29 protein-coding genes and 1 tRNA gene are annotated in these 26006 nt (G+C 58.3%); 11 read left to right on the top strand and 19 right to left on the bottom strand.

The annotated features are described in order from the left end of the window. Window positions 1-19: 19 nt before the first annotated feature. From ggt to P5706_RS29605, 6 genes are all read right to left on the bottom strand, one after another. Window positions 20-1849 (bottom strand): gamma-glutamyltransferase, encoded by a 1830-nt coding sequence (gene ggt, locus P5706_RS29630; RefSeq protein ID WP_285683773.1) that lies wholly within the window; start codon window positions 1847-1849, stop codon window positions 20-22. Window positions 1850-1884: 35 nt separating this feature from the next. Continuing rightward, window positions 1885-2664 carry a PhzF family phenazine biosynthesis protein gene (locus P5706_RS29625; protein ID WP_285683771.1) on the bottom strand — a complete coding sequence of 260 codons (780 nt, stop codon included), beginning with the start codon at window positions 2662-2664 and terminating at the stop codon, window positions 1885-1887. Between the two features lie 96 nt (window positions 2665-2760). Further along, window positions 2761-3594 carry an EamA family transporter gene (locus P5706_RS29620; protein ID WP_285683769.1) on the bottom strand — a complete coding sequence of 278 codons (834 nt, stop codon included), beginning with the start codon at window positions 3592-3594 and terminating at the stop codon, window positions 2761-2763. Further along, window positions 3591-4157: a ribosomal protein S5-alanine N-acetyltransferase gene (rimJ, locus tag P5706_RS29615; protein WP_285683767.1), complete on the bottom strand. Its 567-nt coding sequence runs from the start codon at window positions 4155-4157 to the stop codon at window positions 3591-3593. Before rimJ ends, P5706_RS29620 begins: the two co-directional genes overlap by 4 nt. A gap of 95 nt (window positions 4158-4252) precedes the next feature. Next, window positions 4253-4329: transfer RNA gene (locus P5706_RS29610), tRNA-Met, on the bottom strand. A 336-nt stretch (window positions 4330-4665) separates the two neighbouring features. Then, entirely contained in the window at window positions 4666-5217 is a 552-nt protein-coding gene (locus tag P5706_RS29605) for an RNA polymerase sigma factor (protein ID WP_200432574.1), read from the bottom strand. 263 nt (window positions 5218-5480) lie between these two features. Here P5706_RS29605 and P5706_RS29600 point away from each other — a divergent pair, with 263 nt between their 5' ends. The 11 genes from P5706_RS29600 to sctU are packed head-to-tail and all read left to right on the top strand — an operon-like array spanning window position 5481 to window position 15648. Beyond that, window positions 5481-6578: a TyeA family type III secretion system gatekeeper subunit gene (locus P5706_RS29600; RefSeq protein WP_285683764.1), complete on the top strand. Its 1098-nt coding sequence runs from the start codon at window positions 5481-5483 to the stop codon at window positions 6576-6578. Then, the gene (gene sctV, locus P5706_RS29595; protein ID WP_200432576.1) at window positions 6575-8668 is read left to right on the top strand and encodes a type III secretion system export apparatus subunit SctV; all 2094 of its coding nucleotides are present in this window, start codon (window positions 6575-6577) and stop codon (window positions 8666-8668) included. Before P5706_RS29600 ends, sctV begins: the two co-directional genes overlap by 4 nt. A gap of 37 nt (window positions 8669-8705) precedes the next feature. Further along, window positions 8706-9605 (top strand): FHA domain-containing protein, encoded by a 900-nt coding sequence (locus P5706_RS29590; RefSeq protein WP_285684927.1) that lies wholly within the window; start codon window positions 8706-8708, stop codon window positions 9603-9605. Further along, window positions 9602-10957 (top strand): FliI/YscN family ATPase, encoded by a 1356-nt coding sequence (locus P5706_RS29585; RefSeq protein ID WP_285683761.1) that lies wholly within the window; start codon window positions 9602-9604, stop codon window positions 10955-10957. The genes P5706_RS29590 and P5706_RS29585 overlap by 4 nt, the downstream gene beginning before the upstream one ends. After that, the gene (gene sctO, locus P5706_RS29580; protein WP_200432577.1) at window positions 10944-11372 is read left to right on the top strand and encodes a type III secretion system stalk subunit SctO; all 429 of its coding nucleotides are present in this window, start codon (window positions 10944-10946) and stop codon (window positions 11370-11372) included. The genes P5706_RS29585 and sctO overlap by 14 nt, the downstream gene beginning before the upstream one ends. Beyond that, window positions 11369-11824: a type III secretion system HrpP C-terminal domain-containing protein gene (locus P5706_RS29575; protein WP_200432578.1), complete on the top strand. Its 456-nt coding sequence runs from the start codon at window positions 11369-11371 to the stop codon at window positions 11822-11824. The genes sctO and P5706_RS29575 overlap by 4 nt, the downstream gene beginning before the upstream one ends. Further along, the gene (locus P5706_RS29570) at window positions 11824-12834 is read left to right on the top strand and encodes a FliM/FliN family flagellar motor switch protein (RefSeq protein WP_285683759.1); all 1011 of its coding nucleotides are present in this window, start codon (window positions 11824-11826) and stop codon (window positions 12832-12834) included. The genes P5706_RS29575 and P5706_RS29570 overlap by 1 nt, the downstream gene beginning before the upstream one ends. After that, window positions 12831-13484, top strand: a complete 654-nt coding sequence (gene sctR / locus P5706_RS29565) for a type III secretion system export apparatus subunit SctR (protein WP_138816951.1) — start codon at window positions 12831-12833, stop codon at window positions 13482-13484. Before P5706_RS29570 ends, sctR begins: the two co-directional genes overlap by 4 nt. A 7-nt stretch (window positions 13485-13491) precedes the next feature. Continuing rightward, complete coding sequence (sctS, locus tag P5706_RS29560) at window positions 13492-13755, top strand: type III secretion system export apparatus subunit SctS (protein ID WP_200432580.1); 264 nt, start codon at window positions 13492-13494, stop codon at window positions 13753-13755. A 10-nt stretch (window positions 13756-13765) separates the two neighbouring features. After that, the gene (gene sctT, locus P5706_RS29555) at window positions 13766-14554 is read left to right on the top strand and encodes a type III secretion system export apparatus subunit SctT (RefSeq protein ID WP_200432581.1); all 789 of its coding nucleotides are present in this window, start codon (window positions 13766-13768) and stop codon (window positions 14552-14554) included. After that, window positions 14551-15648 carry a type III secretion system export apparatus subunit SctU gene (gene sctU / locus P5706_RS29550; RefSeq protein WP_200432582.1) on the top strand — a complete coding sequence of 366 codons (1098 nt, stop codon included), beginning with the start codon at window positions 14551-14553 and terminating at the stop codon, window positions 15646-15648. The genes sctT and sctU overlap by 4 nt, the downstream gene beginning before the upstream one ends. On the opposite strand, the gene P5706_RS29545 is transcribed toward sctU, so the two are convergent. The 13 genes from P5706_RS29545 to pth form a co-directional block, all read right to left on the bottom strand. Then, complete coding sequence (locus tag P5706_RS29545; RefSeq protein ID WP_285683755.1) at window positions 15649-16020, bottom strand: transcriptional regulator; 372 nt, start codon at window positions 16018-16020, stop codon at window positions 15649-15651. Next, window positions 16017-16220, bottom strand: a complete 204-nt coding sequence (gene hrpT / locus P5706_RS29540; protein WP_244657825.1) for an HrpT family type III secretion system protein — start codon at window positions 16218-16220, stop codon at window positions 16017-16019. Before hrpT ends, P5706_RS29545 begins: the two co-directional genes overlap by 4 nt. After that, on the bottom strand, window positions 16217-18355 hold the full coding sequence (sctC, locus tag P5706_RS29535) for a type III secretion system outer membrane ring subunit SctC (protein WP_200432584.1): 2139 nt from the start codon (window positions 18353-18355) through the stop codon (window positions 16217-16219). The genes hrpT and sctC overlap by 4 nt, the downstream gene beginning before the upstream one ends. Window positions 18356-18369: 14 nt before the next feature. Continuing rightward, window positions 18370-18759 (bottom strand): type III secretion protein, encoded by a 390-nt coding sequence (locus tag P5706_RS29530; RefSeq protein ID WP_285683752.1) that lies wholly within the window; start codon window positions 18757-18759, stop codon window positions 18370-18372. A gap of 214 nt (window positions 18760-18973) precedes the next feature. Beyond that, a complete protein-coding gene (locus P5706_RS29525) occupies window positions 18974-19936 on the bottom strand; it encodes an IS30-like element ISPsme1 family transposase (RefSeq protein WP_017846754.1) in 963 nt (320 codons plus the stop codon). Window positions 19937-20178: 242 nt separating this feature from the next. After that, window positions 20179-20715: a type III secretion system stator protein SctL gene (gene sctL / locus P5706_RS29520; RefSeq protein WP_244657826.1), complete on the bottom strand. Its 537-nt coding sequence runs from the start codon at window positions 20713-20715 to the stop codon at window positions 20179-20181. 34 nt (window positions 20716-20749) lie between these two features. Beyond that, a complete protein-coding gene (locus P5706_RS29515) occupies window positions 20750-21208 on the bottom strand; it encodes a type III secretion protein (RefSeq protein WP_285683749.1) in 459 nt (152 codons plus the stop codon). Between the two features lie 118 nt (window positions 21209-21326). Continuing rightward, window positions 21327-22106 (bottom strand): type III secretion system inner membrane ring lipoprotein SctJ, encoded by a 780-nt coding sequence (sctJ, locus tag P5706_RS29510; RefSeq protein WP_200432589.1) that lies wholly within the window; start codon window positions 22104-22106, stop codon window positions 21327-21329. 7 nt (window positions 22107-22113) lie between these two features. After that, a complete protein-coding gene (locus P5706_RS29505) occupies window positions 22114-22479 on the bottom strand; it encodes a hypothetical protein (RefSeq protein ID WP_285683746.1) in 366 nt (121 codons plus the stop codon). Between the two features lie 66 nt (window positions 22480-22545). After that, window positions 22546-22722 carry a hypothetical protein gene (locus P5706_RS29500; RefSeq protein ID WP_200432591.1) on the bottom strand — a complete coding sequence of 59 codons (177 nt, stop codon included), beginning with the start codon at window positions 22720-22722 and terminating at the stop codon, window positions 22546-22548. 162 nt (window positions 22723-22884) lie between these two features. After that, on the bottom strand, window positions 22885-23829 hold the full coding sequence (locus tag P5706_RS29495; protein ID WP_200432592.1) for a sigma 54-interacting transcriptional regulator: 945 nt from the start codon (window positions 23827-23829) through the stop codon (window positions 22885-22887). A gap of 316 nt (window positions 23830-24145) precedes the next feature. After that, complete coding sequence (gene ychF, locus P5706_RS29490) at window positions 24146-25246, bottom strand: redox-regulated ATPase YchF (RefSeq protein ID WP_200432593.1); 1101 nt, start codon at window positions 25244-25246, stop codon at window positions 24146-24148. A 21-nt stretch (window positions 25247-25267) separates the two neighbouring features. After that, a complete protein-coding gene (pth, locus tag P5706_RS29485) occupies window positions 25268-25852 on the bottom strand; it encodes an aminoacyl-tRNA hydrolase (RefSeq protein ID WP_010213318.1) in 585 nt (194 codons plus the stop codon). Window positions 25853-26006 lie beyond the last annotated feature (154 nt).

The following is a 26006-nucleotide window of genomic DNA, read 5'->3' as shown; positions in this document are numbered from 1 at the left end:
CTCTCCGTTCGTAGGACATTCAGTCGCCGACCGCTTCGCCTTCACGCCGAGGGTCGGCGCCGCCGCTCAGGGTGACCTTGCCTTGCGCATCGCGCGTGCGAACGATGGCCTGGATGCCGCTGGTCATATCGATTTCGCTCAATGCGTGGCCCTTGTCACGCAGCGCTTGTTTCAACGCCGGGCTGAACAGGCCGGCCTCCAACTCGGTCGCACCATTGCGGCTGCCAAAGTTGGGCAGGCTGATGGCGGCTTGCGGGTCGAGGTTCCAGTCGAGCATGGCCACCAGGGATTTGCTCACGTACTCGATGATTTGCGAACCGCCCGGTGAACCCACCGTTGCCAGCAGTTCGCCGCTCTTGCGGTCGAACACCAGGGTCGGCGCCATGGCCGAGCGCGGGCGCTTGCCGGGCTCGACGCGGTTGGCCACCGGCTGGCCGTTTTCTTGCGGGATGAATGAAAAGTCGGTCATCTGGTTGTTGAGCAAAAAGCCCTGGACCATTACGTGGGAACCGAACGCCGCTTCCACCGTGGTGGTCATCGACACTGCACCACCCTGGTCATCCACCGCCACCACTTGCGAGGTGGAGATGCGCAGCGGCGAGCGGTCCGGCGCGTAGGCCACCTGGATGCCCGCAGGTGTGCCCGGCTTGGCAATGCCCATGCTGCGTTCGCCAATCAATATGGCGCGCTGTGCCAGGTAGTTGGGTGCGACAAGGCCCGCGACCGGTACCGGGGTGAAGTCCGAGTCAGCCACATACAGCGCACGGTCGGCAAACGCCAGGCGGCCCGCTTCGGCGATCAGGTGCACGGCTTCGGGTGTAGGCTCAAGGCCGGCAGGCGATGCACTCTTCAGCGGTTTCATCGGCGCGATGGCCAGGCGCGGGTCGCGGGCTTCCACTGCCTGCAAGGTGCCGAGGATCTGCGCGACGGCTATACCGCCCGATGACGGCGGCGGCATGCCGCATACCCGGTATTGCTTGTAGTCGGTACACAGCGGCGTACGTTCCTTGGCGGTGTAGCCCTTAAGGTCAGCCTGCGAGAGGCTGCCCGCATTGCGATTGCCCTGGACCTTGCGCGCGATTTCATCGGCAATCGGCCCTTGGTACAGCGCGTCTGGCCCTTCCTTGGCGATGCGCTTGAACACAGCAGCCAGTGCCGGGTTTTTCAGCAGTGTACCGGTGGCTTTAGGCGAGCCATCGGCGTTCAGGAAGTAAGCCGCCATTTCCGGCGACTGGGGAATGTAGCGGTCGGCAGCAATCAGCGCGTGCAGGCGTGGGGAAATTGCGAAGCCTTGCTCCGACAGTTTAATCGCCGGTTCAAACAACTTGGCCCATTGCAGGTGCCCGGTCTTTTGATGCGCCATCTGCAATGCCCGCAAAACGCCCGGCGTGCCGACCGAACGCCCGCCAATCTGCGCTTCGGGAAACGCCATCGGCGTGCCGTCGGCCTTCAGGAACAAGCGCTCGGTCGCGCCGGCGGGGGCTGTTTCACGGCCGTCATAGGCGTGCACGTTTTTGCCATCCCACAGCATGATGAACGCGCCACCGCCGATGCCGGAAGACTGCGGCTCAACCAGGGTCAGCACCGCCTGCATCGCAATCGCCGCGTCAATCGCCGAACCGCCCTGGCGCAACATCTCGCGCCCGGCTTCGGCTGCCAGCGGGTTGGCGGCGGCGGCCATATGGCGTTCGGCGTGGCGGGTGGTGAGGTCGGTGCGGTAACCCGAGCCCAGTTCCGGTGCCGGAGGTTGTTCGTTGACGGGGGTGTGGCAGCCGGCCAGCGCCAGGGCTGCGGCAACCATCGACAGTTGACGGCGGGAAATCGAAAACACGCGCTGAACTCCGTTCATTTTGAGAATGATCTGTTGTCCTTGGGCAATCCCTTTTACACGTAAATCGTGCCTTGCAGGTAGAGTGCTGCATGGCCCGAGATGATCACTCGGTCACCTGTGAGCTCACACCGCAGTTGCCCACGGCGCTTACCGCCCTGTTCGGCGCTCAAGTGTGACTTGCCCAGGCGCTCGGCCCAGAACGGTGCCAGCGAGGTGTGCGCCGAACCTGTGACCGGGTCTTCATTGACACCCACGTTCGGACCAAACCAACGGGAAATAAAATCAAAGCGCGTGCTTTTGGCTGTCACTGCTATCCCGCGTTTGGGCAGGCCCTTGAGGCGTGCAAAATCTGGTGTGAGTGCAGCGACCTGGGCCTCGTCATCGACCAGGACGATGTAGTCGTTAGTGGCATACACCTCGGCGTGTTCAAGCCCCAATGCGCTCAACAGGCCGGCTGGCGGCTCGCAACGCTCGGGCTGTTTGGCCGGGAAGTCCATCGCCAGTTCGTCGCCATTGCGCGTCACGCGAAGCTCACCGCTGCGGGTGGCAAAGCGCAAGACCTCAGGCGCATTCGGCAGCTTGTGAATCAACACCCAGGCGGCAGCCAACGTCGCATGGCCACACAGGTCCACTTCGACTTCGGGGGTGAGCCAGCGCAACTCATAAACCTCGCCACGGGGCACGAAAAAGGCCGTTTCCGAAAGGTTGTTTTCGGCGGCGATGTGGTGCAGTTGCTCGGTGGGCAACCACTCGGTCAGCGGGCACACGGCCGCGGGGTTACCACCGAACACCTGTTGGCTGAACGCGTCGACTTGATAGATGTCCAGTTTCATCGCAGGCACTCCATATTGGGAGGCAGGACACTAGCAGTGGGTTACGTGGAGCGTCAAAGTACAGATCCTCTGTTTTTTTGTGCGCATGTGTCCTGGTCAGCCCAGGCGCAACACCATCGCCCCTAGCGCAATAATGCCGGCGGCAATGATGCGAGCCCGCGTGAGATGCTCTTTGAGCACCCACGCCGAAATCACTACGCCGAACAGGATAGAGGTCTCACGCAAGGCCGAAACCGTCGCGATGGGCGCGTGTGTCATCGCCCACAGCGCCAGGCCGTATGACGCCACAGTGCCGGCGCCGCCGACGGTGCCAAGCCGCCAGTTGCGGGCGACGTAGCGACAGAACGCTGCTCGCCGGGCGGCTAAAGCCCACGCGGCCAGCGGGATGCCGGTCAGCAAAAATATCCACAGCGTGTAAGCCGCTGGTGCGCCGGACTTGCGCACGCCCAAGCCATCGATCAGCGTATAGCCGGCTATCACCAAGGCGTTTATCAGCGCCAGCACCAGCCCTTTGTTATGCCCGGCCGAGGGCGCTGCGGCCATGCTCAAGATACCCAGGCAGATCACGCCAATGCCGAGCCAGGCAAACGCCGAGAGCGGCTCGTGCAACACCAGCACGCTTACCAACGCCACCAGCAGCGGCGCAGTGCCACGCATGATCGGATAGGTCTGGCTCATGTCGGCAATGCGGTAGGTGGAGGCCACCAGCACGAAATACAGCACCTGCAAAACCACCGATGCGCCGATGAAGGGCCAGCTCTCTCTGGCCGGTAGCGCCAGAAACGGGATGGCCGCCAGTGCAATCAATGAAGCGGCGGACGCAATCATGCAGGTGGTCAGCAGCTTGTCGACGCCGCCTTTGACCACCGCGTTCCACGTGGCATGAAGGGCGGCGCCCAGCATGATGATTGCGAATACGCTCAGGCTCATGCGTCACCGTTCGTGGGGTTGATCAGCGACGTCAATACATGGTCCGCCCACACGCCATTGATCTTCAGGTAGGCCCGCGCGTGGCCCTCACGCTCAAAGCCCAACCGCTCAAGCAGGCGTGCGCTGCGTTGGTTTTCGGGCCTGTAGTTGGCCATGATACGGTGCAGTTTCATCTCTGCGAACACATAGTCAATCGCGGCGCTCAGCGCTTGGCGCATCAACCCTTGGCCTTGGGCCGTCTCATCAAGTGCGTAGCCCAAATGGCAGGCCTCGAATGCGCCGCGCACGATGTTGCTGAAGTTGCAGCTGCCGATTATCCGGTCGTCGCGCAGTATCAGCAGATGCAAGGCTTCACCGCTGGTGGTTTTCTCGGCCATGGCTTCGAGGCGCTGGGTAATGGCGCCGAGTTCGAAGAAGTCATCATCGCGAGTCGGTTCCCAGGGTTGAAGGTACGCGCGGTTTTGCACCAGGTGCGCTTGCAAGGCTTGAGCGTGACGAGGGTGAGCTGCGTGCAGTGTCAGCCGTTCGGTGGTGATGCCATGGGTGGGGAAGAGGGGGTTCACGTATCGCCTCCTTGTGGTTGGGGGCGAGTATGCCTGAGGGCTTTTCTGCAGGCATAAAAAAACGGCCTACCTTTCGGTAAGCCGTTTTTAGTACTTGGTGGCTACGCAGGGACTTGAACCCCGGACCCCAGCATTATGAATGCTATGCTCTAACCAACTGAGCTACGTAGCCAAGTGGCGCGCATTATTCGCGTAGAACGCATATGCGTCAAGCGTTTATTTCAAAATTTTATCTACGCTTTCAACTGTTTAAACAAAGTCAGGCCGAACGGCGACGAGTGGTGTGGCGGATACGGGTATTTCAACCACGAAGATCCCACATGGGTTTTGCGCTGTTCTGCTGACTGTATTGAATGTGTGATCGCAAGGGTGTGGCGCTGCAAGCCATTTGACGATGATCCTCAAGGTGCCATTCGGCGCGGCTTGTGATCCTGTTTGTGCGCACGGTAAAGCGTAGTTCGGTTGGGCAGATATCCCTGCCGCCCAACGCTTGCCCCCTAGGGCCAGCTTACGGTTGCGACGGGTTGTGCGTGACGCGTTTCAAGTGCTCGCGCGCCCGTGACAGGCGTGAGCGAACGGTGCCGATGGGGATGTCCAGCACGTCGGCGGTGTCTTGGTAACTGCCATCGGTCTCCAACGAGGCGTAGAGCGTCTTGCGCATTTCCGCCGGTAAGTGATCAATGGCGCTCAAGGTTTTTTCGAGTCGGCGGTTGATCTCGAACTCCCAATCCAGATTCTTGTTTTCCTCTTGGCCATGCCAAAGCGATTCATCGAATTCGCAATGCACGGGTTTGGCATACAGGCGCCGGAAATGGTTGCGGACCAGGTTCTGCGCAATGCCGCACATCCAGGTACTGAGGGTGGCCTGGCCACTGAACCGCTCTCTGTTGCGCCAAGCCTCCAGGTAAGTCAGTTGCAGGATGTCGTCGGCGTCTTCGGGGTTGAGTACGCGTTTATGAATAAAACGCCGGAGTTTTTTCTGCTGGTCGTCCGTCAGTTGGTGCATGAATTGAGGCGAGTCGCCAACGAGCTGCGCTAAAGCTTCAATAGGGATATTCACGATTTTTTCCTCAGGGTAGACGCTATCGAAATAAGTTCGATGGGAACCCCGTTTGCACTGGCTGTGCCAAATGAAAAAATCGCTTAACTCTCTGATTTGTATATATAAATATATTGAAATAGTGTGATTTTGCGCAGGTGCTTGCAAAACGGCAGGTGGTTTTGTGCGGGTATTTTCAAAGCAGAGAGTATTTGTGGTTTTGATGGAACTGTATGGCAGGGGGTTGCCACATAGAGACACAAACTCCCTGTCCTGGCATGCCCATGAAAGTCGAATTCAACCCCGATCTGCACAGAATCCAGCGCTTGGAGCCATCCGTTTCCGAGAAGGTCGCTCCGACCCGATCGCCGGATGCTGCGCCAGGTTTTGATGCGCTCGCCGGCATTTTCAGCCAGGAAGCCGTCGCTCAAAGCACCGCGTTGACCCGACGCGCCATTGGGGGGCCTGCCACACCTGTCGAGCAGCTCGCGCAGCTCTATGATCGGCTCGGCCATCCCGCCCAGAAAAGTCTGGCAAAGATGGTCATCGTGGCCAGGCAGTATCTGGAGCGCCAGCAGAGTCTCGAAAAGTTAGTTGACCTCACGGGCGGCGACCCTGCACGTACCTTTGTTGTGCTTCGTCAGCTGACGGCGCAAGCCGAAGCACTGGTGCGCCAGACCCAGGCAGCGTCGACGCGTGACGCGCAAGTCAAAAACGAGGCAGCGCTGGCACGTGCTGCGCTGGCCAAGCTGGAGATTCAGTACAAGAGGGAGATCCAGGCGGGCCTCAATATTGCCCTGGCCCTGCAGTCAGGCAGTGATGATGCTGCGCAATGCCAGGCGATACGTACGCTCTACTACGCCAATGTGGTCTTGCGCCAATCCCTGGCCAGCATGATGCAGGCGCTTTTGAAAGAGTACGGTGGCGAGCAGTTTGCGGTCGGGCTCAATCTAATGCGTCGGGCGCTGGCGGATGATATTGCGGCGTACGTCTCGTCGATTCCCACCGCCAGATTGCGCACGCTTTTGTTGGGGTTGCAGAGCTGTGGTCAATTGGGCGGAGTATTGTCTAGTTGCAAGGAATTGGTTCAGCGTCTGAACGTTGAACACGACGCCGTTGACCTGTTGCAGCGTCTATTGGGTTATGCCGGCAATGGCATTGCCCCCTCCGAGGTTCAACTGCTGGCGGATGAAATCGCTGGGGATGCGGCGGGCCGCCAACTGGCCTTTCTCAATGCGCTCTATACCGTGATCAAAAGTTTGCCTGCGGCCTTATGGCGCGACTCGCGGGGGCGCGAGGAGGCTTTGCATAACTTGCTGTTGGTGATGGATGAGTTCACGCGCCGGGAGAAGGGCCAGATTGAGCCGAGGGCGTTGATGTGACAGCGCTGGGGTTTATCAACCACTGGCTGCTCAAGGTCGCACAACGTGCTGAAGTCCTTGGTGCTGTAGTGGTACTGGCCATTGTCTTCATCTTCATCGTGCCACTGCCGACTTGGCTGGTGGATATCCTCATCGCGCTCAACATCTGTATTGCCTGCTTGCTGATCGTACTGGCGCTTTACCTGCCGGGGCCTTTGGCGTTTTCGTCGTTCCCCTCGATTTTATTGCTGACCACGATGTTTCGCCTGGCACTGTCGATTGCGACCACGCGGTTGATCCTGCTGGAACAAGATGCCGGTGACATCGTCGAGGCGTTCGGCAACTTTGTGGTGGGTGGCAACCTGGCCGTAGGGTTGGTGATCTTCATGATTCTTACCCTGGTCAACTTTCTGGTCATCACCAAGGGTTCCGAGCGGGTTGCCGAAGTGGCCGCACGCTTCAGCCTGGACGCGATGCCCGGCAAGCAAATGTCTATCGACAGCGACTTGCGTGCAGGACTGATCGACGGCAATCAGGCGCGGGACAAGCGCGACCAGTTGTCTCGCGAGAGTCAGCTGTTCGGGGCCATGGACGGCGCCATGAAGTTCGTCAAAGGCGATGCCGTTGCAGGTCTGATCATCGTGCTGATCAACCTGTTGGGCGGCTTTTCCACGGGTATGTTCCAGCATGGCATGACCGCCGGCGAATCCATTGCGCTGTATTCGGTTTTGACCATCGGTGATGGTTTGATTGCGCAAATCCCTGCGCTGCTGATCTCGCTGACGGCGGGCATGATCATCACCCGCGCCGCGCCGGATGGGCGCCGGGGCGTCACTAACATGGGCGCAGAAATTGCCCGTCAAATGACCAGCGAACCCAAGAGCTGGATGATTGCGTCGGTGGGCATGCTCGCGTTTGCGGCATTGCCCGGCATGCCGACCCTGGTATTTATTCTTATCTCACTGATAACGGGTTCCCTGGGCTATTACCTTGTTCGCCAACGTCAACGGCAAGAGGCTCCCGAGCCCGAGGCCACGCAGGCCGTGCGCCCGGAAGAAAACGGTGAAGAGGACTTGCGCGGGTTTGACCCGTCGCGTCCTTATCTCCTGCAGTTTTCTCCCGTCTTGCGTGGAACCCCTGAGGTGGTTGATCTGGTTCATGGCCTTCGTCAAACCCGGAATGCGCTCGTTGCGAATATCGGGTTGACGCTGCCGCCGTTCGAGGTCGAACTCGACGACTCGTTGGCGGACGACGAAATGCGCTTCTGCGTACACGAAGTGCCGATGATCAAGGCTTCGGTTGTGACGCAGGTGGCCGTGGAGCGTACAGCCTTGGCGCAAGTACCGGAGCACGCGATACCGGGCCTGGCCGAACGCGATGAGCAGGATTGGGTGTGGTTGGCGCCAGATGATCCTTTGCTGGACGATCCCGCGCTTGAGCGCTTCACTTCGACGAACCTGATCGTCGAGCGCATGAAGCAGGCGATGATGCTCTCCGGCCCCCAGTTCCTGGGGATCCAGGAGAGTAAGTCGATTCTCAGCTGGCTTGAACACAACCAGCCGGAACTGGTGCAGGAACTGCAGCGAATCATGCCGCTGTCGCGTTTCTCGGCGGTCCTGCAACGCCTGGCAGGCGAAGGCGTACCGCTGCGTGCCGTGAGATTGATTGTCGAGTCGCTGATTGAATACGGCCAGCATGAGCGTGAGCCGGACGCTTTGGCGGACTACGCGCGCATTGCGCTCAAATCGCAGATTTTCCACCAGTACAGTGAAGCCGACGGCTTGCATGCCTGGCTGCTGTCCCCACAGACCGAAAACGTGCTGCGTGAATCGCTGCGCCAGACCCAGACCGGGGTTTTTTTCGCCCTCGATAGTGATAGCAGCGCGTCACTGATCAACCTGCTCAACCAAGCCTTCGTGACTCGCCCCAAAAGCAAAAGCGTGATGCTGGTGGCGCAGGATTTGCGCAGCCCCTTGCGCACTTTATTGCTCGAAGAGTTCAACCATGTCCCCGTGATGTCTTTTGCCGAATTGGGAAGCACCTCAAAGGTGAAAGTGTTGGGCCGGTTTGATCTCGGCCAAACCGATCTGATGCGCGGTACGGCGGCATGAAGACTGCGCCAGTTTCAGCACAGGGGAGCGCTCAATGATGTTCGAGCTGCGCGTTCTCGATGGCCTGCACCAAGGCGCTGCGTTGCCGCTGTTCGGTGAGCAGTGGAGCATCGGTGCTCATGCGGAGGCTGACTTGGTGCTGAGCGATCCGGGGATCGCCGAGCAGCATGCGGTGTTGCGGCTGGTCGGCTCCACATGGTCGGTGCAGGCCCAGGCGGGGTTGTTGCAGGACGCAAAAGGGCAGGTTGTCGCACAGATCACGGCTTTGGTGGTGGGCGAACAATTTGGTGTGGGCGCCATTGGGCTGTATGTCGCCCTCGCGGATCAGCCTTGGCCCGAAGCACCCGTGCCGGCAACGCCAGCCAAGGTTACGGCCAAACAAGCGCCCCAGATGTTGAAGTTGTCGGCCCTCGGGCACACGCAGCAAAAGCGTCTGATCAGTGTGGTGCTGGTGGTTGCAGTCATCATCATGGTGGTAGGCATCGCCTCTACCGGGGAGCGTGATCCGCAGGCCTCGTTGATGCCAACAGTGCCCCAGAAAATTGAACTGGCCTCGCCGTTCGAGGTGCGCCAGCAGTTGCTGAATATGCTCAGTGAGCGTGATTTGAGCCAGCGGGTCAGTTTGCAGGTCATCAATGGCCAGGTCGCGCTCAACGGCGATGTTTCCGACGAGGATGTGGCGTTGGTGGCGCGCATGCTCGGCCGTTTTGGTGAGCAGTTCGACAGCGTTGTGCCGGTGATCAGCCGTGTGCGCGCGCGCGACAACGAGTTGCCCTTCAAGATCGTTCAGATTATCGGAGGGGCGAATGGTCACGTCGTGCTGGAGGATGGAGCCCGACTGTTTGTGGGGGACGAAGTGGACGACTTGCGCCTGGTGATGATCGACAACAGCAAGGTGGTTTTCGAGGGCGCGCAGCGCTACGAGGTGCGCTGGTGATTAAGGATTTGCAGGCACGCCTCGACACTTGGCAGCGGCACCAGTCCCAGACGCTGGCAGGTTTTGCGCCGGTCACGATGCGTGGGCGCGTGCAGCGCGTGAACGGCATGTTACTGCAATGCCGGCTGCCTCAGGCACGCATAGGCGACTTGTGCCAGGTAGAAAAACAAGGCGAGCACATGCTCGCCGAAATTATCGGTTTCGATCAGCAGGACGCGGTGCTCAGTGCGCTGGGCAACCTGGAAGGTGTGCGTGTGGGGGCCAGCGTAGAGCGCCTGGGCATATCCCATCAGGTACAGGTCAGCGAGAAGTTGCTGGGCCAGGTGCTGGATGGATTTGGGCGGCCGATTACCGGCGAAGGTGCCAGCGCTTTTGCGCTGGCCGACACGTCGGACACCAGCCCCGTTTTGTGCGAAGCGCCTTTGCCCACCGATAGGCCGCGAATCAACCGCGCGCTGGCCACCGGCGTGCGTTCGATCGATGGCCTGTTGACGCTGGGCGAGGGGCAGCGTGTTGGCCTGTTTGCCGGGGCTGGCTGCGGCAAAACCACGTTGCTGGCGGAGATAGCCCGCAACGTTGAGTGTGACGTGATTGTGTTCGGCCTGATTGGCGAGCGGGGTCGAGAACTGCGCGAGTTTCTTGATCATGAGCTTGATGATCAGTTGCGCGCCAAAGCCGTACTGGTGTGTGCCACCTCTGATCGTTCGAGCATGGAGCGGGCACGCGCGGCCTTCACCGCGACAGCCTTGGCCGAAGGCTTCCGACGCAAGGGCAAGCGCGTGCTGCTTCTGATCGATTCCCTCACGCGGTTCGCCAGGGCCCAGCGAGAAATTGGCCTTGCCGCTGGCGAGCCTCTGGGCCGTGGTGGCCTGCCACCTTCGGTATACAGCCTGCTGCCGCGGCTGGTCGAGCGTGCCGGGTTGACGCGCGAAGGCGTGATCACGGCGATCTACACGGTGCTGATCGAGCAGGACTCCATGAGCGACCCGGTGGCCGATGAAGTTCGCTCGCTGCTCGATGGCCATATCGTGCTGTCTCGCAAGCTGGCCGAGCGTGGGCACTATCCGGCAGTGGATGTATTGGCCAGCCTTTCGAGGATCTTGAGCAACGTGGCCGAGCCTGGGGATATCCAGGCCGGCACGGCGCTACGTCGGCTGTTATCGGCGTACCAGCAGATCGAGCTGATGCTCAAGCTGGGCGAGTACCAGCCGGGCAGCGATGCATTGACTGACTTGGCGGTAGACAGTCGCAGCGCAGTCGACAGTTTCCTGCGCCAGGACTTGCGTGAACCCTCGCCGATGGCGGCCACACTGGAGCAACTCAAGGAGCTGACGGCCTATGTCCCATTCTGACGTGTCGATGGCGGATATCGAGACCTTGCGACGCCTGCGCCGTCATCGGGCCGACCGCGCTGAACGGGCCTTGCGTGAGGCCAAACGAGCGCGGCAAACCCTGCAGACCCATATTCAACAGGCCCAGCAAGCCCTTGAGCAAACCCGCCAGGAGGAGGCTCGGCAAAGTGCGCAATTGCTCAGCGAACATCAGGGCCAGGTGCTGACGCTTAAAGCATTGAAGTCTTGGGGATTACAAGAGCGTTCGTTATCGGCAAGCACCCTGCGCGACGAAGGCCAGGTCCAAGCCCTGCAAGCGCAGCACAAGGACAAGGACATCCAGGTGGGCAGTGCCCAGAAGTACGCCACGGAGTGTTTGCGCCAGGTGGAAAAACTTCAGGAACTGTCCAATTTGCTTGCGCAGGAATCGCTATGACACAGGTTTCTAATACCGCGCCTGAACACCGCCGCCCGCGTGAGTTGCGGGAGGAACGCGAGCCTGGCGTGGGAGCCTACGTGCCCTTGGAGCAGGGGCGAATGTTTGCGTATTTGCTTGCAGGCGGTGCTGCAGAGAAACGTTTCGGGCATTCGCGCCTGGATATCAAGGCCTCAGTCGAGGCCGCCAGGGCCGATGTATTGGTCGAGCAACTCGTGGCGCCTGTTCAGGCTGGTACACAGTGGCCGCTGCAATTCGTATTGAGCTTGCCGCGCCTGGGGCGGATCAACGCCTTGGTGCACCGTGAACAGAATGCCTGGGCCATAGAGTTGGATGCGCAAGACGATGCCACCAACCATTGGCTGCGCGGTGTGCGGCAGCAATGCCAGCAACGATGTACGCAAGCCTTGGGGCAACCGGTCAGGTTCTACCTGCCAGGTGACTGTTCGTGATGAAGGTGCCCTTTTTAGCGTTGCCGGTGGTCAAGCAGAGCACGGTGGCTGCACGCCGCAGGCTGGGGCGTGGGCTGCGTTTGCCGTTTCAGGTTGCAGGGCAAAAGGGAGAGTTGCTGATCGAGCCCGGGCGTGCCCCTGTTGGCGGCGAGGTGCTGTGTTTCGAAACCGTCCTCGGTGTGTTGGCGCTCGCTGAGGCGGGGCCACTGTTGAGCCTGCTGGGCGAATGCCCTGTGCCATTGGCCAAGGCAGGAAACGATCCACACTCATGGTTCTGGCCGCTGTTTGAGCAACACCTTAGCCCCCAAGTCAAAGCGCTGTTTGGCTATATGCGATTGCTGGCGACTGCGCCTCCCGCAGGTTTCGGCTGCAGGTTGAGCGTGACGTTGGGAGCCTCTCGGGTCGTGGGTTATGTGTGGCTGGCTCACCAGAGTTTTCTGGCGTTGTGCGATGCCGCACCTTGGCGCCCTATCGCCGCGCCGATGCCGGCGCAGTTCAAGCTGGCAATTGCCGTGCCCCTTGGGCGCGTGCAGTTACCGATAGCACAAGTGCGCAACCTTCGGGCGGGTGATGTGTTGGTGCTTGAACAGGCCTTTTTTCAACCTCAGGGCAATGGCTACGTGCAGGTTGGCAGGCAGCGCCTTCATGGCTGTATTGACGATGACACCGGGCCGCTGTGCCTGACCCTGATTTCTATAGAGGACACGAGTGTGGACGAGGACTTTTCAGCAGACTATTACGCTGAGCCGGAAGATGAACCTGTGGCGGAAGTATTCGGGCACGAACCGTTCGATGAGTTGAGCATGGCGTTAAGCGTACGTTGCGGCATGCTCAACTTGACGCTGGGCGAGCTGCGCAACCTGGTTGAGGGTTCGGTACTAGGTATTACCGGTTATGCGCCGGGAATGGCCGGGCTGTACTACGGTGATCGGCCGATCGGCCAGGGGCAGTTGGTGGAAGTGGATGGACGTTTGGGCCTGCAGGTGACTCGAGTGGTTTTTTCTCGATGAGTATTCAGGGCATAGACCCTTTCGTACTTGCACTGTTCCTGGGCGCACTGTCGCTGATGCCCATGCTGTTGATCGTGTGTACGGCCTTCTTGAAGATTGTCATTGTGCTGATGATCACCCGCAACGCGATAGGCGTGCAGCAAGTACCACCCAGCATGGCCATCAATGGCATCGCGCTGGCGGCGACGCTGTTTATCATGGCGCCGGTGGGTTACGAGATCGCCGAAACCGTCAAGGTATCGCCGCTGGATTTGAGCAGTGTACAGATGGCTCTGCACACCGGCGGGGAGGCGATCAAACCGTTGCGCGCATTCATGCTGCGCAATATTGATCCGGATGTGTTGACGCACCTGCTGGAGAACACTGGGCGCCTATGGCCGGCAGCCATGGCGCAGGAAGTTCAGCGAGAAGACTTGATTCTGTTAGTGCCTGCCTTCGTGCTGTCGCAATTGCAGGCGGGGTTCGAGATCGGCTTCCTCATCTACATTCCGTTCATTGTGATCGACCTGATTGTCTCCAATTTGCTCCTGGCACTGGGCATGCAAATGGTCTCGCCGATGACCATCTCCCTGCCGCTCAAACTGTTGTTGTTCGTGATGGTTTCCGGGTGGTCACGGCTACTCGACAGCCTCTTCTTTTCTTATCTCTGAGTGGCGTATGGAACCGATCGTGCTGTTCAAGCAGGGCATGCTGCTGGTCGTGGTGTTGTCGGCGCCGCCGTTGATTGTGGCGGTGATAGTCGGGGTACTGACCTCTCTTGTACAGGCGCTGATGCAGGTACAGGACCAGACCTTGCCGTTTGGCATAAAGCTGGTGGCAGTGGGGATCACGCTGGTCATGACCGGGCGCTGGATCGGTGTGGAGTTGATCCAACTGATCAATCTGACATTCGACATGATCTCTCGCTCCGCGCTCAACTGAGGTCTTGCCTGTGTTGCAGTACTTTGACTACCTGCCCAGCCTGTTGGTCGGCATGGCGCGAATCTACCCTTGCGCCTTTCTGGTCGCGGCGTTTTGTTTTCAACATATCCGTGGCATGCCGCGCCACACCATTGTGGCGGCGCTGGCGCTGATGCCTGCGCCGGGTATCTATGCAACCTTCGCCGACCAGGAATTCTCTACGCTGATGCTCAGCGCGTTGGTGCTCAAGGAGGCGGCCTTGGGGACCTTGCTGGGCTTATTACTGTCGATGCCGTTCTGGATGTTCGAGGCGGTGGGGGCGCTGCTGGATAACCAGCGGGGAGCTTTGGCCGGTGGCCAGCTCAACCCTTCGCTTGGTCCGGATGCGACACCCATCGGGCATTTGTTCAAGGAACTGACGATTTTTTTGTTGATGGCCACCCTGGGGCTTGGGGCACTGACACAGGTGATCTGGGACAGTTACTCGATCTGGCCGCCTACCGTATGGTTTCCACTTCCGCATGCCAATGGGTTTGGCGTTTTTCTCAACCTGCTCGGCGACACGTTCACCCACATGATGCTCTACGCCGCACCTTTTATTGCGGTACTGCTGTTGCTGGAGTTTGGCATTGCACTGTTGGGGCTTTATAGCCCGCAGTTGCAGGTGAGTACGCTGGCTCCGCCGGTCAAATGCCTGGCGGGTATTGGCATTTTGCTGTTGTATTTTGAACTGTTGCAGGACCTGATCGTCGGCCGCTTAAGCCTGCTGACTGAACTCAGGCACGCCCTTGGGCTGATGTTCAAGGTGGGGATGCCATGAGTGATTCCGGTGAGAAAAAACACCCGGCCAGTGCCAAGAAACTGCGCGATCAACGCAAGAAAGGCCAGGTTGCCCAAAGCCAGGATGTCGGCAAGCTTCTGGTGCTGACAGCTATCAGCGAGCTCGCGCTATGGACCGCTGACCGCAGCCTGCAGCGGTTTCAGGAAATGCTGCTGCTGCCCATATCGCGCCTCAGCCGACCGTTTGTGTCAGCCTTGGAAGAGGTGTTGCTCGACGCCATGGTGATGTTTTTTTCCTTTGCGTTGTTGATGGTTTCAGTGGCGATCGCCGTCAAGCTGATCAGTAGCTGGATGCAGTTCGGCTTGCTGTTCGCGCCAGAAATCCTGAAGTTGGATTTCAAGCGTCTCAACCCCCTTAATCAGCTCAAGCAGATGTTCTCCGCGCAGTCGCTGATGAACCTGCTGATGGGGGTCGCCAAGGCCGTGCTGATAGGCGTGGTGTTGTACGCGGTGATCGGCCCCTCCCTTGGGGCTTTGATCAATTTGGCCAACAGCGACCTGCCCTCCTATATCCTGGCGCTGATCGAGCTGTTTCGCTACCTGCTGCATGCGTGCCTGGGCCTGTTGCTGGTGCTGGCACTTATCGACCTGACGCTGCAGAAGCACTTCTTTGCCAAGCGCATGCGCATGACCCAGGTCGAAGTCGTCAAGGAATACAAGGACATGGAGGGCGACCCCCATGTGAAGGGCCAGCGCCGTTCGTTGGCGCAGCAATTGGCTCAGGAAGAGCCGAAGGTCAAGCTGCCCAAGCTGGAAGAGTCCGACATGCTAGTCGTCAACCCAACGCACTTTGCCGTCGCATTGTATTACCGCCCCGGCAAGACACCGCTGCCATTGCTGGTGGACAAAGGCACGGATGCCAATGCGCGTGAGCTGATCAAAAGGGCTAAAGCGGCTGACGTGCCGGTCATTCAGTGTGTATGGCTGGCCCGTACGCTCTACACCCATAAGCTTGGCGCCAGTATCCCCCGTGAAACCCTGCAGGCCGTCGCGCTGATCTACCGCACCTTGCGTGAGTTGGATGATGAAGCCAAGCGTGAAACCCTGGAATTGCCTGAGCTGGAACAGCGCTGATCAACGCGCGGCGTGAGCATCCAATGCATCAAGGTTGGCCAGTGACAGCAGGCGGTTGATGGCACTATCAAGCGCGTCGAGTTGAGCAGGCAGCGAGCGCCAGATGAGCAAATTGCCCTGCGCGTCGAGATAGACAAAACAACCGTCATACCTCACTGCTTGTTCAAACCGTTGCTCCAGTGCCCGTTGCACCTGCCCGGCTTGCAACGCTTCGCGCGCAACCTGCAAGGCCAACCCCTGGCGGGTGCCGGCTTGCAGCGTACACAGATGGATACCTGGGAGGAGTTGCAGGTGAGCGGCACCGCCACTGCGCACGTCGGCCAAAAAAACCTGACGATGCAGTGCATCGTCAGGCTGTATCGTTAGGCTCATCGTTCCAGGGAAATGGTCTGGTGGTCTGCCCGTTCCCCAGAGGGGCCGGTGTCTACGCGCATTTCTGGCGGCCACCAGACCACCATTTTGTCACTGCTCGATTGCGGGCGCGTGCAGGAGTCGCCCTTGCAGGTTGGTGTACAACCCGCGGCGCTAAGTGCTGAGCCGATCAGGATAATGCTCAAGAATGCGTGCTTCATGGCTTGGTCTTCGATGGGGCGGTGAGGAGGGAAGGGCGCGGTACGCCAATGTGTTCATCTTTCACGACGGGCCGCATGGCAATAAACACTTCAGCTTCTTCACCCGGTTTGAGCCAGGCGCGCGGCCAGACACTGACCGCCAACGTTTGTGAGTTGCTGCATTCTTTTTCATCGATGCGAACGTTGCGTTTGATCTCGTTGCGTAGCACCACCACCGCCACATTGAAGTGTGGGCCGGTGTACCACTGGCTGCGCTCGCTGTTGAGCGCCAACAGGTTGCGCGTGGCGCACAGGGTGTTCAACTGCAGGGGCATTGGCCCTGCCTTGAAGCCATTGGGGACTTCGCCGCTGACCAGGTGCGCCAGGGTGCTGGTGATATCGCTGCGGTTTATGGGCGGCTGGTGGGCGGCTAGCCGGCGCGCCAGGGGCTTGAGGGCTGCCTGCAACTGGGCCTGGTCTTCCTGGGGCAAGTAACGCGAGGGATCAGACTGGTCGCCGATGACCCGTGGGGTGAGGATGAACAGGCGCTCGCGTCGACTGTTTTGTCGTTCTGTCGAGGAGAACAATGCCTTGCCCAGCAACGGAATATCGCCCAGGAGCGGCACCTTGCTTTTTTTGTCCTTGTTATCTGTGACATGGAAACCACCGACCACCAGTGAGCGCTTTTCCGCCATCACGGCCTGGGTACTGACCTTGCCGCGACGAACATCAAGGTCATTGGGCTCTGTGCGTGAGTCGTCGAAGTTACCGTCTTCAATATCCACCACCAAATGGATCTGGTGGCCACCACGGCTGGTGATCACCCGTGGCACCACCTGAAAGCTGGTGCCGACGGTCACGGGTAAAATGCTTGGGTTGTCCCGCCCGGCCGTCAGGTACCGCGTGCGGTTGAAGTCGATAACCGCCGGCTGGTTTTCCAGGGTGAGTACCGAAGGGTTGGAGACCAGGGTTGCCAGCCCTTGGGCTTCCAGGGCACGTATGTGCGCGTAGAAGCGCCCAGGGTTGCCAATCGACAATTGAGAGGTCGTGCCCGGCGCTACATTGACACCGCCGCGCCAACGGCTGTTTTGAAAACCCCATTCAATCCCGAACTCTTGCAACTTTGTGCGTTCGATGTCGAGGATGATTGCGTCGATCTCCACCAGCTTGCGCGCAACGTCAAGTTGGGTGATCAACTCGCGGTACATGGTTTGGCGCTCAGGCAGGTCGTAGATCAGAATTGCGTTATTGCGCACGTCGGCTTCAACCCGGATTCGGCTGGTAGTGCGTGGGGCGCGAGGGCCAAGTGAGGCGCCCGTCGAAAGTGCATCTGAGTTCCCGGGGTTGGCGAACATCTGCTCCAGCAGCGGATTGTTCAGCCGCGGGACGTTAGGCGTGATCAAGCCTGGCGGTGAAGCCACGCCGGCAGATTGGGTGGCGTTGGAGACTGCGGAGGAACGGGGTTCCAGCAACCCACGCAGCACGCTGGCCACCCCCGCGATGGTCAGCTTCTCCCCGCGATAATCAATGATACGATCCGCCGCGTTGGCGTACTTGAGCGGGTAAGTCAGTACGCTCTGTTTCTCATCCGGGGATCTGCGCTGGCTGCTGAATTGTTTGATCTGCTCGATATAGCGTTTAGGACCGGAGACAAGTACGACGCCTTCATCCAGTAATTCACCCCAGCCAAAACGGCTGTCGAGCAGGCCGATATCGGTCAGGGCCTTTTTGAGGTCTGGGATCGACTCCGACGAAACCTCCAGCCGCGCAGACTCTTGCTGATCCAGCGTGCTGATGTACAGGGTGTTGTTGTACAAATACCACTGGAAGCGGTGTTCGACCCCCAGCCTGTCGAGCATGGACTGGGGCGTGTTAGCGCGTATTTTGCCATTGACGACGCCCTCCAGCAGGCCTTCGATTTGCAGTTGAGTGCCGAAGGTCTGGGCGAAGTCTTCGAGCACTTCGCGCACGGGCTTGTACTGGGTTTCATAGGCATATGCCGTGTTTCGCCATTCCGCGGGAATGGCGGCAAGGGGGCTTTGCAGAGGCATCAGCAGGCACGTCAGAACCACAGGAATACGCCAGCCGGCGTGTTTCAATCGCGCACAGGGCGAGCTGATAGACAAGCGTAAACGCTTGTAAATGGGGTTGTTCATACAGGGTTCTCTAGTTAATAAAACTGCGCACGCAGCGGAGTGGGCCCAAGCTTTTTGGGCGTTCTGGCCAACCGCTTGGCCGTGGAGCGCCAGGTGTCGCGCTGATTGAGAAGGGATTCGAGTTGGTTAAAAAGAACAGCCTGATTGGCTTCTTGCCAGACGCATTGAAGTAGCCAGAGTTGCCCAGTGGAAGGCTCGACCGAAAGCGCTCCCTGAAAATGCGCCAGGCTTGCCCCGCCCAGTCGTAGCCATGTTTCCATTGCTGTTTGTGTGGACGGTGGTTGATGGGTAAGTTGGGCACTGAGCAAAAAACACTGCCGATAGCGACGCAGGTTTATGGCGTCGTCGCCCTCCAGCAGGGTGATTTCTTGCTCTGTCCCCACCAGCCACTGAGTGAGCCGCACGCTGAAACTCTCAGGTCCCATTGAAAATGATTTTTCCCATCTCGGCCCGGTGGCCGAGAACCGCTCCGGCGGCAGTTGTCTGGAGCATCAAGTCTTGTTTGAGCCTCAAGTGTTCACCCATCAGTGATGAAAACTCTTTCGAAGATAATTCGTCAGGGACGTCTTGACCGAGCTGTTCGAACTGCCGGTTGTTTTTGCTTATATCCCCCTGAATTCAACACATAAGTGCAACGCTCACCCCTGCATAAACTTCGTACGGCGTCTTCCAGCCCAGGCGTTTTCGCGGGCGTAAATTGATCTTCGTTACCACGCGACTGACCGCCTCGACGGTCAGCTTGCTGAAGTCGCCGCCCTTGGGAAAATACTGCCGGAGCAGGCCGTTGGTATTTTCATTAGTGCCTCGCTGCCAGGATGAATAGGGTTCTGCAAAAAAGACTTGGCACTGGCTCCGATGCGCAATGCGTTCATGCCCGGCAAACTCCTTCCCGTTATCCAGCGTCAGCGTGTGAACAGCATGCCCCTTGAGCAACAGATTGATCGCCCGCGTTACCTGCCGGCGCGTCCTGCGCTTGACCGGATAGGCGCTCAGGTAGCCGCTTTTACGATCAACCAGCGTGACCAGATTGCCGCCTACGCCATGCACCGTGTCACCCTCCCAATCACCTAGACGCTCGCGGGCTTCGACCTCAGCAGGGCGCTCGGTTATCGATACGCGATTACGCAACTGTCCGCGCCGGTCGTGGCTTCCGTAGCGTTTTCGGTACAGCTTCCTGCGGTGCCGCAAATACTTGTATAACTCGCCACCTGCGTGTTTGTCGGTGGCGATAAACCGATAAATCCACTCGTGACTGACCGCGCGCTCCGGCTGCTCTTGCTTCAGGCGCTGAGCAATCTGCTCCGGGCTCATACCGTGTTTTAGCCAGAGCGGCAGATAATGGCTGAACCACGTTAATGGCTTGCAGTGCTTGCGCGCCTGCGCTCGACGGGCATCACTTTCATGGGTCGCAGCAACCGCTTTGTAGGTCTTCTGGGAGCTGTTGCGGCGAACCTCACGACTGATCGTCGAGGGATGTACGCCAACCTGTTTCGCGATGCTTGCCTGGCTTTTTCCGGCGCTCAGACCGGCCTCAATCTGGTAACGTTGGCCCTGAGTCAGCTGCCGGTAATGCGTAGTCATCTGCGCTTGAATCCTTCGGTGTGAGAGCCTGGATTCTACCGGTGGCTGACTCTCTGCCTATCGTTTCAAACGTTGCACTTATTCTATGAATTCAGGCCCTGAAGATTTGCCCGCCCTCGCGTGCGTCGAGTTTCATATGCTGATCTCCGTTGAACGTGTATTTTTTATGTGGTTTGCATTTGGGATCCGTTCCACGATTTTTTAAATATCCGGTAAAAAAATGCAGCAGGTCGGTTGAGAGGTTATTCCTCTGAAACAAAGTCTGAGTGAGGCACCAACAGCGCATTGACCGAAGAGGTCCAGTCGATACGGAAGCTGCCTTCCTCCGCCTCCAGGATCAGCACCTGTGGCTCAATGGACTCGTCACACTGCAGACGCCAGGGCGCCTCGGTATGTTGATCCAGCCACTGCTCTACATCAGCCTGATCCTGTGGGTTGCAGACCAACTTTGCGCGGATCGCCGGGGCCTGGGCTACGAGCATTTGCTTGAGCATGGCTGACACCCGCTGAGTCGTCGGAGTGTCCTCGAGCAAACTGCGAATTGCGCTATGGGTGACTGATGTGGCGATGCGTTCGATGTTGTCGAGGATCGCTTGCTGTTGCGCGTGCCACAGGTGCAATTGGCGATTGGCGCGTTGCCAGAACTCATGTTGTGCCTGCAGCAGCAATTGGTCGCGTTGTGCATGGGCCTGGCGCAGGATGTCATCGGCCTGATCCTGCGCGCTGGTTAACAATTCGCTGTCGCGGGCGCAGTCCGCCAACGTTTCCAAGGGAATCAACGAGCAGGTCCGTGAAGGAAGCGGCTTGCGTAGCTCAATCGTGCGTTTGCACAACATCGTCCTGGGACTCCTCTGCGAAGGAAAACACCGGCTCGTTGTTTGACGCACCGGTGCGCCATATCGCGGCCTTCCAAATAGTTTCGAGCTTGTCGTGGGTCTCACTCAGTCGAGGGGTCACCTCAAGTGCGAGCACCCGTTGGCGGTCAAAGCTCAACCGCAGACGCTGCCATACAGAGGGTTCTACCCAGGCGCGTAAATAGTGCAGGGGGTCTTGCGTGCTGATTTGCAAGGTGTTGGGCATCAGTGCCTTGGTAAGGCGGACACACCAGAGTTGCAAGTCCTGGCTCAATGGCGTGCTGGCCTTGACCTGGTAAACAGCGCCGACCAGCGCGAGGATGAGGTCTCTGCGCTGCGCAGGTTCAAGGACCAACTGCAACAGTGCCGCAGACGGTGCGACAGGCAGGCATGGGTCAATTCCCAATGACGTTGCCATAGCCGCATGTTGGCTCTGGCAGAGTGTTTTCGAATAGGGCAATGACGGGGTGAAAGGCGGCCAATCGTGGGGTGAATCGAGCCAGGGGCAAGCCCACCACTTGGCCCAGGTGAGGCTGTCATGCGTCATTTGCGTTCGGCTCGACTCGTTGGGCATCGCGTGCCTTTTTCAGCCAGAACCCCGCTGCTGCGCACCCCGCTACCAGGACGATAAAGAATATTGTAAGCACGGTGTGCCAAAAAGTGAGATCACTCGGCTTAACCAGAAATGGCCCGAAGTAGGCGAGTTGCTGCTTCTCCTTATAAGCGGTAGCCGGAACGAAGATCACGGTCAGCTTTTGCGGGTTTGCAACGGCCGTTGTCATGCCCGGTATGCTACTGGCGACCATCCGTCGAATGCGCGGCAGCAGGCTGTCAGGTTCCAGCCGTGGATCATGTTTGATGAAGACCGATGCCGAGGCCGGTTGTACCGGCTCTCCCGGTGCGACCCGCTCAGGCAGTACCACGTGTACCCTGGCGATAAGCACCCCGTCGATATTGGACAAGGTCGCTTCCAGCTCCTGAGACAACGCATAGATATAGCGGGCACGTTCCTCAAGGGGTGTGGAAATGACACCTTCCTTGCGAAATACGTCGCCCAGCGTGGACCGTGCAGTCTTTGGCAACCCGGCGGCTGCAAGCGTGTGGACGGCGGCAGCAATATCATCTGTGCGCACGCGAACGGCCACGCCGTCTTTCTCCAGCTGTTTTTGTGCCCGAATGTGCTTGTCCGCCAATTCAGCGATCACCTCATTGGCTTCCTGCTCGGATAACTTGCGGTGCAGTTCGACGCTTTCACCGCATCCGCTCAGCACCGATAAGAGGGTGAGCCATAAGAGAATAAAGCGGCAACGGCGCATGGTTTACCTATTGCAGGTTAGTGGCTTTCTCAACGAACGAAGCGCAGTGTTTTATGACCTTGACGCCAATGTTGAGGATTTCTTTTGATTCAATAATGGTCTGTGTCGCGTTCGCCATTTTCAATTCGTTATGGGTCTTGGAGTATTCACGCAGCAGCTTGGGGATTTTTTCGTTGTTGGATTTCAACCGCTCTGATTGGTCCACCAGCGACCGATTGTTTCCTGGGGCGGGGGGAACCGACGGGTAAGTGATGTTCTGCTCCAGTGCCGCACTGAAGAAATGCGCGTCGTGGGCGCTATCGCTGCTTTTTTCGGCGGAAAACCCAGGGGCACCTGAATAGGCTCCCCGCTCTTTTTCAAGCGTCGTGCGCATAGAAATATCCCTCAGGAAAATAGTAAGGCTTTCTCTATTTGGCAAACTAGAGAAAGCCTGTGCTACTTATTGTACTTTGTTAATTATTTGGCCCCACTTGCTGGCAATCGACGCATCTTTGTCCAGCTTTGCCATCTCGAGCGTATCTTTGTTTTTCTCCTCGGTCAGGGTTTTCATTTGGCCGAAAAGCTCTTGACTGCTGATGCCGCCACCGCCGCCACTGCCGCCGATTCCATTACTCATAATTTCACCTTGGGTTTCATAAGTTGGTAAGTATTTGCAATAAGCCTTTCGATTGATCGTGCTACATCGTTATTCGATAATCGACGCTCGTACACTGAGTGGCGAAGCCTGTGGTAACAGTTCCATCGGTTGAGGGCTACTTGTTTCCATGTGTTTCATAACTTATTGGGCTGCCTGAAGCGGTGCGCATGCGTTAAGTGCAACACCCAGCTGTTTCATTCGATAATAGAGGGTGCGCTTGGCGACACCCAGTTCCAATGCGACGCAATCCACGCTGTAAGTGTGACGATGCAGAGACTCTTCAATGAGTGTTTTCTCAATACGCTGCAAACGGTCTTTCAGGTTCAGTTCCAAAGGTTCGGCATTCGATGCCGATAAAGGCGGCAGCCCAAGGACGAAACGCTTGGCTGTGGAGCGTAGTTCGCGGACATTGCCCCGCCACGGATGGCACAGCAACTGCTGGAGCAGTTCGCTGGTGGGAGGAGGGGCCGTGCAGTTGAAGTGCTGCGCTTCTTGTTTAATCATCTCCAGAAACAACGGCACGATGCGCTCACGTCGGTCACGCAGTGGCGGGAGCTTGATGTTAATAACGTTCAGGCGAAAATACAGGTCGCGCCTGAAGCTGCCTTGCTCAACCATGTCATGCAGCGATTGTTGAGCGGACGCGATGACGCGCATGTCGACTGGGATAAAGCGTGTTGAGCCGAGCCGTTCAACGCCGCGTGATTCGAGCATTCGCAATAGCTTGGCTTGAAGCGAAAGCGGCATGCTGTCGATTTCATCCAAATACAATGTACCCATGTGAGCCGCTTCGATAAAACCTGCGCGTGACTGTACAGCCCCGGTATAAGCACCACTGTTGACACCGAACAATTGGCTTTCGGCAAGGCTCTCCGGAATGGCTGCGCAATTGACGGCAACAAAGTTGCCTCGACGGCCGGACAGTCGATGCACACGTTGTGCCAGGGTATCTTTACCGGTGCCGGTCTCCCCCAGCAATAAGATGTCAACATTAAGTGTCGCTGTGCTATTGATCGTGTTCTCAATATCCGAGCCATCAATGAATGGCGTATCGGTTTCGCGTTCTTTGTGATCGGCGACCGACATCGGATGGGTGCTCCACTATCGTGATTGTTATGACTAAAAGACCGTTATTCTTAACGTGCTTGGGTAGAACCTAAAGTATAAGATTTCTCATCGAGTATGCAGGTAAGAGTAAGCCAGGCTTGCGTAGGAAAAGTCATTAACTTGTCGGTTAACGTCATTCAAAGGGGTGGAGCTGTTGTGTGCGCAATAAATAGGAAATATCTTAAGTTTCCAAATAAACAAGCAGAGGGCTATAACCGATAGACAAACACTCGCCCACAAAAAAGCCGATGCAGTGCATCGGCTTTTTTGTGGGCGGTAAAACCGCAGAGGGCGCTTATACGTTGAAACGGAAGTGCATCACGTCGCCATCCTTGACGATGTACTCTTTGCCTTCCAGGCGCCATTTACCGGCTTCCTTGGTACCGGCTTCACCCTTGTATTGGATGAAGTCGTTGTAGGCGATGACTTCGGCGCGGATAAAGCCTTTTTCGAAGTCGGTGTGGATTACGCCAGCGGCCTGTGGTGCGGTGGCACCGACCTTGACGGTCCAGGCGCGGACTTCTTCGACACCGGCGGTGAAGTAGGTCTGCAGGTTGAGCATTTCGTAACCGGCGCGGATAACGCGGTTCAGGCCAGGCTCTTCCAGGCCCAGGGCCTCGAGGAACATGTCCTTTTCTTCGCCGTCATCCAGCTCGGCGATTTCTGCTTCGATCTTGTTGCACACCGGCACCACGATGGCGCCTTCTTCATCGGCAATGGCCTTGACCACGTCAAGCAGTGGGTTGTTCTCGAAGCCGTCTTCGGCGACGTTGGCGATGTACATCACAGGCTTGGTGGTCAGCAGGTGGAAGCCTTTGATCACGGCCTTCTCGTCGACGCCCATGGTCTTCATCAGGCTGCGTGCCGGCTTGCCTTCGGTGAAGTGTGCGATCAGTTGCTCCAGCAGGCCTTTCTGAACCACTGCATCCTTGTCACCGCCCTTGGCGTTACGCGCGACTTTCTGCAGTTGCTTCTCGCAGCTGTCGAGGTCGGCGAAGATCAGTTCCAGGTCAATGATCTCGATGTCGCGTTTCGGGTCGACACTGTTGGAGACGTGAATCACGTTCTCGTCTTCAAAGCAACGGACTACGTGGGCGATGGCATCGGTTTCACGGATGTTGGCCAAAAACTTGTTACCCAGACCTTCACCTTTCGACGCACCGGCCACCAGGCCTGCGATGTCGACGAACTCCATGGTAGTCGGCAGGATGCGCTTGGGGTTGACGATGGCTGCCAACGCGTCCAGGCGCGGGTCCGGCATCGGCACGATACCGCTGTTGGGTTCGATGGTGCAGAAGGGGAAGTTCTCCGCCGCAATACCGGACTTGGTCAGGGCGTTGAACAGGGTGGATTTGCCGACGTTGGGCAGGCCGACGATGCCGCAATTGAATCCCATGGTGTTTCCCCTCGGTAAGAGTCAGGCCTTCTGGCTGTGCAGGTTTTTCATCGCGCGGTTCCATTCACCGGCGAAGATATCCGGCAGCACGCCGAGGGCAAAGTCGATGCTGGCATCGAGTTTTTCCTGTTCGGCGCGTGGCGCACGACCCAGGACGAAATTTGAAACCATACTGGCAACGCCTGGGTGGCCAATGCCGAGCCGCAGACGGTAAAAATTATTCTGATTACCCAACTGCGCAATGATGTCGCGCAGGCCATTGTGGCCGCCATGCCCGCCGCCTAACTTCAGTTTGGCAACGCCGGGTGGCAGGTCCAGTTCGTCATGGGCCACCAGGATTTCTTCGGGTTTGATCCGGAAGAAGCCCGCAAGCGCCGCGACAGCTTGGCCGCTGCGGTTCATGTAGGTGGTAGGAATCAGCAGACGAACATCCTGACCCTGATGCGAGAAGCGCCCGGTCAGGCCAAAATACTTGCGATCGGCCACAAGGTTCACACCTTGCGCGTGGGCGATACGCTCAACAAAAAGGGCCCCCGCGTTATGCCGGGTCTGTTCGTATTCGGCGCCTGGATTTCCCAGGCCAACGATCAGTTTAATGGCAGTCACGACAGGGGCCCTTCCTTTGGAGTTGTGGATAACATCGCCGCAACCTGTGTGCGGCGAAAGCGGTCAACAAAAGATCATTTACTCAAGAGTAAACGCCGCGTTATCGCCCGCTTTCTCGCTACGTTCCGGTCCGCGATGTTTCCTCAAGCTCCGA

It is taken from the genome of Pseudomonas sp. ChxA, assembly GCF_030263855.1.
GTDB lineage: Bacteria > Pseudomonadota > Gammaproteobacteria > Pseudomonadales > Pseudomonadaceae > Aquipseudomonas > Aquipseudomonas fluorescens_CB.
This window is presented reverse-complemented; position numbering and strand designations above follow the sequence as displayed.

What these genes read in the sequence shown, in the direction of transcription:
- P5706_RS29570 (WP_285683759.1), top strand. Translation starts at nt 11,824, where the DNA reads ATGAAGGTGCCCTTTTTAGCGTTGCCGGTGGTCAAGCAGAGCACGGTG.
- P5706_RS29575 (WP_200432578.1), top strand. Translation starts at nt 11,369, where the DNA reads ATGACACAGGTTTCTAATACCGCGCCTGAACACCGCCGCCCGCGTGAG.
- P5706_RS29600 (WP_285683764.1), top strand. Translation starts at nt 5,481, where the DNA reads ATGAAAGTCGAATTCAACCCCGATCTGCACAGAATCCAGCGCTTGGAG.
- P5706_RS29505 (WP_285683746.1), bottom strand. Translation starts at nt 22,479, where the DNA reads ATGCGCACGACGCTTGAAAAAGAGCGGGGAGCCTATTCAGGTGCCCCT.
- sctR (WP_138816951.1), top strand. Translation starts at nt 12,831, where the DNA reads ATGAGTATTCAGGGCATAGACCCTTTCGTACTTGCACTGTTCCTGGGC.
- sctS (WP_200432580.1), top strand. Translation starts at nt 13,492, where the DNA reads ATGGAACCGATCGTGCTGTTCAAGCAGGGCATGCTGCTGGTCGTGGTG.
- P5706_RS29590 (WP_285684927.1), top strand. Translation starts at nt 8,706, where the DNA reads ATGTTCGAGCTGCGCGTTCTCGATGGCCTGCACCAAGGCGCTGCGTTG.
- hrpT (WP_244657825.1), bottom strand. Translation starts at nt 16,220, where the DNA reads ATGAAGCACGCATTCTTGAGCATTATCCTGATCGGCTCAGCACTTAGC.
- P5706_RS29525 (WP_017846754.1), bottom strand. Translation starts at nt 19,936, where the DNA reads ATGACTACGCATTACCGGCAGCTGACTCAGGGCCAACGTTACCAGATT.
- sctJ (WP_200432589.1), bottom strand. Translation starts at nt 22,106, where the DNA reads ATGCGCCGTTGCCGCTTTATTCTCTTATGGCTCACCCTCTTATCGGTG.
- sctO (WP_200432577.1), top strand. Translation starts at nt 10,944, where the DNA reads ATGTCCCATTCTGACGTGTCGATGGCGGATATCGAGACCTTGCGACGC.
- P5706_RS29620 (WP_285683769.1), bottom strand. Translation starts at nt 3,594, where the DNA reads ATGAGCCTGAGCGTATTCGCAATCATCATGCTGGGCGCCGCCCTTCAT.
- ggt (WP_285683773.1), bottom strand. Translation starts at nt 1,849, where the DNA reads ATGAACGGAGTTCAGCGCGTGTTTTCGATTTCCCGCCGTCAACTGTCG.
- ychF (WP_200432593.1), bottom strand. Translation starts at nt 25,246, where the DNA reads ATGGGATTCAATTGCGGCATCGTCGGCCTGCCCAACGTCGGCAAATCC.
- P5706_RS29545 (WP_285683755.1), bottom strand. Translation starts at nt 16,020, where the DNA reads ATGAGCCTAACGATACAGCCTGACGATGCACTGCATCGTCAGGTTTTT.
- sctC (WP_200432584.1), bottom strand. Translation starts at nt 18,355, where the DNA reads ATGAACAACCCCATTTACAAGCGTTTACGCTTGTCTATCAGCTCGCCC.
- P5706_RS29515 (WP_285683749.1), bottom strand. Translation starts at nt 21,208, where the DNA reads ATGGCAACGTCATTGGGAATTGACCCATGCCTGCCTGTCGCACCGTCT.
- P5706_RS29495 (WP_200432592.1), bottom strand. Translation starts at nt 23,829, where the DNA reads ATGTCGGTCGCCGATCACAAAGAACGCGAAACCGATACGCCATTCATT.
- P5706_RS29625 (WP_285683771.1), bottom strand. Translation starts at nt 2,664, where the DNA reads ATGAAACTGGACATCTATCAAGTCGACGCGTTCAGCCAACAGGTGTTC.
- P5706_RS29500 (WP_200432591.1), bottom strand. Translation starts at nt 22,722, where the DNA reads ATGAGTAATGGAATCGGCGGCAGTGGCGGCGGTGGCGGCATCAGCAGT.
- sctU (WP_200432582.1), top strand. Translation starts at nt 14,551, where the DNA reads ATGAGTGATTCCGGTGAGAAAAAACACCCGGCCAGTGCCAAGAAACTG.